Raw genomic sequence first — 5,345 nt, 5'->3', positions numbered from 1 at the left:
GGGCGACCGCCCGGCCCGCCGCCCGGCCCCCGGTGCTCCGGGCCAGCGCGCGGGCCAGTGACCGGGCCGGCATGGACACCAGCGCCGGCACCTCCGCCGGGCGCAGCCAGCCCGCGGCCGCGTACACCGCCAGCTCCCCGGCGACGGCCCGCAGCCGGCGCCGCCTTATCAGCACGGCCAGCCACAGCAGCAGCCCGAACACCGGGACCATCACGCAGCCGTAGACCACGTAGAACCCGTACTCCCCGAACCGCGACGAGCTGTTCCACAGTGCGTGCAGGCCCATCGCGGCCAGCAGCCCGAGCAGCGGAGAACCGATCCGCCGCAGTCGTCCGCCACCGAGCGCGGCCGCGCCGAAACCGAGCCCGGTGAGCACCGTGAACAGCGGATGCGCGAACGGCGAGACGACGACCCGCACGAAGAACGTCGCGGCCGTCACCGAGTCCAGCGCGGCGGCGCCGCTGCGCACGTCCTCGCCGAACGCGTTGCCGAGGTAGAGGACGTTCTCGGTGCACGCGAAGCCGGTCGCGGTGAACCCGGCCACCACGAACCCGTCCGCGGGCCCGGTGAACTGGCGTCTGCGGAACACGAACACCAGCAGCAGCGCCGCCGCCTTGGCGCTCTCCTCCACCACCGGGGCGACCGCCACCGAGCCGAGCCGGTCGGCCGCCGAGGCGTCTGCGGTGGCCGCCGTTATCCACTCGGTGGCGAAGTTGTTGGCCAGTATGGCGATCAGGGCCGCGGTGCAGGCGCCCCAGCCGAAGCAGAACAGCAACTGCGCCCAGGGCCGGGGCGCGGCACGGCCGAGCCACCGGAACGCCGCCATGAGCGGCGGCACCGGCAGCACGGCCAGCCCGAGGCCGACGAAGAACCCCGCGGTACCCGTCTGCTCCCGCACGAGTTCGAGGATCGCCAGCCCTGACAGCGACAGCACGGCGAACACGCACGCACGGACACCAGGGAGCGCTCGGAACACACGATGACTCTAGCGATCCGCTCTGACACGCGGAGTGAGGAAGCGGGTTGTCTACACGTTCGGGCGTCGTGCGAACAACAGGTCGTGCACGACGTGCCCCTTGTCGAGGCCCTGGCCCTCGAACCGGGTCAGCGGCCGGAAGTCGGGCCGCGGCGCGTAGCCGCCGTCCGCCTGGGTGTTCTCGAACATCGGGTGCGCGGTGAGCACTTCGAGCATCTGCTCGGCGTACGGCTCCCAGTCGGTCGCGCAGTGCAGCACGGCCCCGGGGGCCAGGCGCGTCGCGGCCAGGTCGAGGAACTCGGGCTGGATCAGGCGCCGCTTGTGGTGGCGGGCCTTGGGCCACGGGTCCGGGAAGTACACGCGGAGCCCGGCGAGGGAGTCCGGCCGCAGCATCTCGCGGAGCAGGATGATGGCGTCGCCGTTGGCGACCCGCACGTTCGTCATCCCGCCGCGCTCGGCCAGCGCGAGCAGGTTCCCCTGGCCGGGGGTGTGCACGTCGGCGGCGAGGATCCCGGTCGCGGGGTCGGCGGCGGCCATCTGCGCGGTGGCCTCACCCATCCCGAAACCGATCTCCAGGACGACGGGCAGCCCGCCGAACAGCTGGTCGAGGTCGATGACGGAGTTGCCGTCGATGTCGAGCCCCCAGGTCCCCCAGAGCCGCTTCAGGGCCTCGCCCTGCCCGGTGGTCACCCGGCTGCGCCGCGGCTGGAAGCTCCGGATCCGCCGCTCGTGGTGCGAGCCGGCCGGGTCGGGGGAGGGCCCGTCGGGGAAACGCGGCTCGGTCCGCCACTTCGGGGGCACGTAGGAATTCGCCTCCGGCACGGCTTCCGGGACGCTGGGCTGGGGGTTAAGGGACTCAGACACAATCCCCGGATTCTACGCCGCCCGCCGCCCCCACCCCCCGACGCGCGGGCCACCGCCCCGGGGCCGGGGTTCGCGGACGGTCCACACCCGGACCCGCCACACCCGGACCCGCCACACCCGGACCCGCCACACCCGGACCCGCCACACCCGGGCCCGCTCGGCCCACCGGGCGGGCTCGGCCCACCGGGCCCACCGGGCGCGTCCGGCCTGCCAGGCGCGTCCGGCCTACCCGGCCCTTCCGGTCCGCCCGGCCCGTGCGTCGAGTCCGGCCCGCCGGGCCTGCCCGGTGTGTCCGGTCTGCCCGGTCCGCCTTCCGGCCCGGGGGCGGGTCACGACGTGCGCAGGGTCGTCAGGGCGCGGCGGGCGATTTCCCGTCCGATCGGCAGCGAAGCGGTGGCCGCGGGCGACGGCGCGTTCAGCACGTGCACCGCCCGCGCCCCCTCCTTGATCAGGAAGTCGTCCACCAGCGTCCCGTCGCGCAGCACGGCCTGCGCCCGCACCCCGGAACCCGCCGGGGTCAGGTCCGCCGGCGAAGCCGCCGGCAGCAGCCGCCGGACCGCCTCCGTGAACGCCTGCTTCGACAGCGACCGGTGGATCTCCCCGGCCCCGTACCGCCAGTGCCGCCGGGCCATCCGCCAGGATCCGGGCCAGGCCAGTTCGTCCGCCACGTCCCGCGGCCGGATCACGCCCCACCCGTACCCCTCGCGGGCCAGCGCCGGCACCGCGTTGGGCCCGACGTGGACGCCGCCGCCGATGCCCCGGGTCAGGTGGACGCCGAGGAAGGGGAACGCCGGGTCGGGGACCGGGTAGACCAGTCCCCGGACCAGCGAGGGCCGCGCCAGGTCGTAGTACTCCCCGCGGAACGGCACGATCCGCATGCCCGGGTCGTCCCCGGCCAGCCGCGCGACCCGGTCGCACTGCAGGCCGGCGCAGTTCACCAGCACCCGCGCCCGCACCACGAGCCCCGCCGTCGTCCGCACCGCGATCCCGCTCGGCCGCCGGGAGATCAGGTCCACGGCCCCGCCGTAGACGATCTCCGCCCCGGAGGACTCCGCGAGCTGCCGCGCCACCTGCCCGTAGTCCACGATGCCGGTGGTGCCGACGTGGATCGCGGCCAGGCCGTGCACCTCCGGCTCGTACTCCGAGATCTGTGCGGGGCCCAGCTCGCGCACCGGGATGCCGTTCTCCCGGCCCCGCTGCACCAGCGCGTGCAGCCGCGGCAGCTCGTCCCGCCCGGTGGCGACGATCAGCTTTCCGGTGACCTCGTGGTCGATCCCGTGCTCGGCGCAGAACTTCACCATTTCGGCGGCCCCGCGCACCGCGAAGCGCGCCTTGAGCGATCCCGGCCGGTAGTAGATCCCGCTGTGGATCACCCCGCTGTTGCGGCCCGTCTGGTGGCGGGCCGGGCCGGACTCCTTCTCCAGCACCACCACCCGCGTCCCCGGGGCCAGCTGCGTCAGGGCATGCGCCGTCGACAGGCCGACGATGCCACCGCCGATCACCAGCACATCGCAGTCCACCCTGCCCACGCTGCCCATGCCGCCGCCCAAGCTGCCACCTCCCACCCCTGCATACTGCACCCCGCCACTGACAAAGCGGCTACGCGGGGGTCACCAACAGCGGGCGCGCCCGCTCCCGCAACTCCGCCACGCGCGGCTCGTCCCCGTACGGTTCGAGCCGGTGCAGCAGGTCCCGTACGTACTCGGTCGTCCGCGCCGAGGAGATCCTGCCCGCGACCTCCACCGCCCGGGTGCCGGCCGCGCACGCCGCGTCCAGATTGCCCGACTCCAGCTCGGCGACCGCGCTCACCACCAGCCGCAGCCCGTGCGAGCGCACGTACTCCTCCGTCGGCCGGGACAGCGCCTGCTCGGTGAAGCGCCGGACCTGCCGGGGGAGTTTGAGGTCCCGGTAGCATTCCGCCGCATCCGCCGCGAACCGGTCGTACGAGTAGAAACCCAGCCAGGTCGGATCCGGATCGCCCGCCCGCGCCCGCTCCAGCCAGCCCTCCGCGGCCCGCAGCGCCGCCCCCGCGGCCGCCGAATCGCCCGCCTTCGCGTGCGCCCGCGCCTCGACGAGCCGGAAGAAGCTCATGGTGCGCGCGGTGGCCAGGCCGCGGTTGCGCTCCACGGCCGCCTGCGCGAGGTCCACGCCCTCGTCCGGGAAGTCCCGGTACGTCGCCTGCAGCGACATGGAGGCCAGCACGTACCCGCCGAGCGGTACGTCCGCGGCCGCACGGGCGAGGCGCAGCGCCTGGATGTAGTAGCGCTGGGCCGCCTCCTGCTGGCCGGTGTCGAAGGCCATCCAGCCCGCCAGCCGGGTCAGTTCGGCGGTCGCCCCGAACAGCGCCCGGCCCACCTCGTCGCTGTACGAGCCGAGCAGCAGCGGCGCCGCGTCGACGCGCAGGCACTCCGGCACCATCGACGAACGCCAGTCCCCGCCGCCGTACTTGGAGTCCCAGCGGCGCGCGTCCTCCGCCGCCTCGCGCAGCTTGGTCACGTCGCTGTGGCCCACGCGCTGCGGCGACGGATCGTGCAGTCCCACGGCGGCGGCGGGCACGGACGGGGACCCCGGCGGGGACGGGTGCCCGGGCGGGGCGTGCGGCGTTTCACCGGAAGACTGTGCGGGCAGACCCGTTGACGAGGACGACGACGAAGCCGGCGACGCCGCCGGGCCCTGTGCCGGGGCCGCGGGCGACGCCGTGTCCACCACCGGCTCGCGCGGCGCCACGGCCTCGCGGGACGCCACGGTCTCGCGGGCCGGGACCGGCTCGCGCGCCACCGAACCGTCCGCCGGAGATATCAGCCAGCGCGAGGCGGGCGTCGCGTACGCGGACACGGCGAAGGATCCCGCGAGCGACTGCCAGATCCCGCCACCGCCCCTGCGGCCGGCGAGGTCGAGCCGGTACAGATCGGTGGCCGAGCGCACCGCCTCGCCCACGTCCCGCGGGAAGGCCAGCCCGACCTCCGGCGCCGGGTCCGCGTCCGCCAGCCCGATCTCGTGCAGCGGCACCGGGCGCCCCAGCTTCGCGCCGATCGCGGCGGCGATGAGGTGCGGGGCCGCGCCCTGCGGCACCATCCCCTTCGACACCCACCGTGCCACCGAGGTCTTGTCGTAGCGAAGCGTCAGGCCGCGCTGTGCGCCGAGGTCGTTGACGCGCCGGGCCAGCCCGGCGTTGCTGATGCCGGCGAGGGCGAGGACGGCGCCGAGCTTCTCGTTGGGCTCGCGGAGCTCCCTGGACATGCGCCACCCCTCGTCACACGCGGAACGCACACAACGCATACGCCGCCGGGGCATAGTTGCCCGGCATTTCGTAAACCCAGCGTAGTTCCCCGCCTCCCAAGCGTTAAGGCCCCGACTTCCGTATGGCGGGATTGTTGTCCGCCCGCACAGTCGGGCCCGGGCCCGCGCCGCGGGGGGCCCCCCCCCCCCCCCCCGCCCCGGGGGGGGGGCGGGGGCCCCGCGGAGGGGGAGGAGGCGGCACAGCCCCCCCCCCGGAAAATTATCG

4 protein-coding genes are annotated in these 5,345 nt (G+C 74.9%); all 4 read right to left on the bottom strand.

The window, feature by feature from the left end:
- Positions 1-976: PrsW family intramembrane metalloprotease (locus tag ACFXA3_RS26655; RefSeq protein WP_385190837.1), on the bottom strand; the 976-nt coding region annotated here is incomplete at its 3' end.
- A gap of 51 nt (positions 977-1,027) precedes the next feature.
- Positions 1,028-1,840, bottom strand: coding sequence for a tRNA (guanosine(46)-N7)-methyltransferase TrmB (gene trmB / locus ACFXA3_RS26650; RefSeq protein ID WP_385190836.1), 813 nt, complete (start codon positions 1,838-1,840; stop codon positions 1,028-1,030).
- 329 nt (positions 1,841-2,169) lie between these two features.
- Positions 2,170-3,378 (bottom strand): L-2-hydroxyglutarate oxidase, encoded by a 1,209-nt coding sequence (lhgO, locus tag ACFXA3_RS26645; protein ID WP_385190838.1) that lies wholly within the window; start codon positions 3,376-3,378, stop codon positions 2,170-2,172.
- A 61-nt stretch (positions 3,379-3,439) separates the two neighbouring features.
- A complete protein-coding gene (locus tag ACFXA3_RS26640) occupies positions 3,440-5,080 on the bottom strand; it encodes a sporulation protein (RefSeq protein WP_385190835.1) in 1,641 nt (546 codons plus the stop codon).
- Positions 5,081-5,345: the final 265 nt, after the last annotated feature.

It is taken from the genome of Streptomyces sp. NPDC059456 (assembly GCF_042750055.1).
In the GTDB taxonomy this organism is placed as follows: domain Bacteria; phylum Actinomycetota; class Actinomycetes; order Streptomycetales; family Streptomycetaceae; genus Streptomyces.
Note: the sequence above shows the minus strand (reverse complement) of the source record. Positions and strands in the feature narration are given on the sequence as shown.

Coding starts and splice junctions, on each gene's coding strand:
- ACFXA3_RS26640 (WP_385190835.1), bottom strand. CDS start 5,080: ATGTCCAGGGAGCTCCGCGAGCCCAACGAGAAGCTCGGCGCCGTCCTC.
- lhgO (WP_385190838.1), bottom strand. CDS start 3,378: ATGGGCAGCGTGGGCAGGGTGGACTGCGATGTGCTGGTGATCGGCGGT.